Genomic DNA, 1452 nt, shown 5'->3' on the forward strand with positions numbered 1-1452 from the left:
AACAGTACGAAAAGAAATACGAAGGATACGGAAACTCCCAGAGGCACTCCGAAAATCCCGGTGGTGGTCAGATACATGTCGCTGATCATGAAGTCCAGGGGGATACCCCTGTGCCTGACTATTTCCGGAAGATGAGGCCCAATGAAGTTGTAGGCCAGAAAGATGGCTGCCAGAATGGCCAGGGCCGGTCCCAGGGCCCGGCGGGCGGCCTCCAGCAGGAGGACTATCAGGATAAAGCCCATGATGATATCGGTCTGGTTGGGCATGCCCTGGCGGAAAATGAGATTGTCGAAATCCCACCAGATGTACAGGGCTGAAGCCATGCCCAGGACAGCAAATACCCAGTCGTATATGGGAATGGTTTTACGAATGGATTTACTGGCGAAAGATGGAATTATTTTCTGGGTCAGGCTGACCCAGAAAGGCGTAGAGTGCTGTTTGTAGGCCGGATATACCAGAAAGGCCAGCCCGATGGCGAAAGCCAGGTGCCAGATCCTGGCAATATGCGAATTTATAGGGTCATGGGCTATTGACAGCTGAAAAATAGACCAGGCCAGGCAAAGCAGGACAATAATCCATCTGGCAATAATGCTTTTGGGATCCCTGACCCCGGCCTCCACCATGACCACCAGGTCTCTGGCTTCCTTGGCAGCGGGTGTTCCCCTTTTCTGTCCGTCCTGATTTTCCGTGGTGTTCTGGTTTTCCTGAAGAGTATTGTTTTTTCCGGCTTGTTCGCTCATGTGGTTTACCTGTTCTTTTGGCGGTTATCCATCCAGGAAGAGTAGGTTGTTGTGCCGGAGTTCGGCAGAGAAAAATCAGGATGTTGTCTCATCCGGGAAATTTAAGCTGTTGGCTGCCCGCCAGGGGGCCGGCGGGTCATGAAGACCCGGAAAAATATGGGCTTGTTTTCGGTGTCGCAGGGGGTGCGGACACTGCCGGACAAAAGGGATTGATTATAAAGCGGGACCCGTAGGTCCCGCCTGGTAAAAAACAGAAACTACATCCAGCCCTGTTCTTCATAATATCTTTTGGCGCCGGGGTGCAGGGGAGCGGACAGACCCTGCAGCATTTCCTCGACTTCCAGATGCCGGAAAGAGGCGTGGGATCCCCTTAAAGTGTCAAGATTTTCAAATACGGTTTTGACCATGTCGTAAACCACGTCTTCATCCACTTTTTCATCGCTGACTACGGTGGCGGTAACGGCGTAGGTCTCAATGTCCTCTTCCACGCCGCGGTAAGTTCCGCCCGGGATGCTGGTCATGATGTAATAGGGCTTTTCTTCCACCATGTCCTTGATTCCCTGTGCGTTTATGGGGATCATGCGGATATCCACGGATGTTGCCGGCTCTTCAATGGCTGCGCTGGGGTTGCCAATGGTATAGAAGAAGGCGTCGATGTTGCGGTCCACCAGGGCGCGGGCGGCCTCGTGATGTTCCAGTCCCTCGGCCCGGA

At 53.2% G+C, this 1452-nt stretch carries 1 protein-coding gene and 1 pseudogene; both read right to left on the bottom strand.

What is annotated here, in order from left to right; translation table 11 throughout:
* Nucleotides 1–740, bottom strand: a pseudogene (locus D5S03_RS03475) (TRAP transporter permease); the annotation flags it as partial.
* A 257-nt stretch (nucleotides 741–997) separates the two neighbouring features.
* On the bottom strand, nucleotides 998–1452 hold a 455-nt coding region (locus tag D5S03_RS03480; RefSeq protein WP_287042686.1), incomplete at its 5' end, for a TAXI family TRAP transporter solute-binding subunit.

This window comes from Desulfonatronospira sp. MSAO_Bac3, assembly GCF_003838035.1.
In the GTDB taxonomy this organism is placed as follows: domain Bacteria; phylum Desulfobacterota; class Desulfovibrionia; order Desulfovibrionales; family Desulfonatronovibrionaceae; genus Desulfonatronospira; species Desulfonatronospira thiodismutans.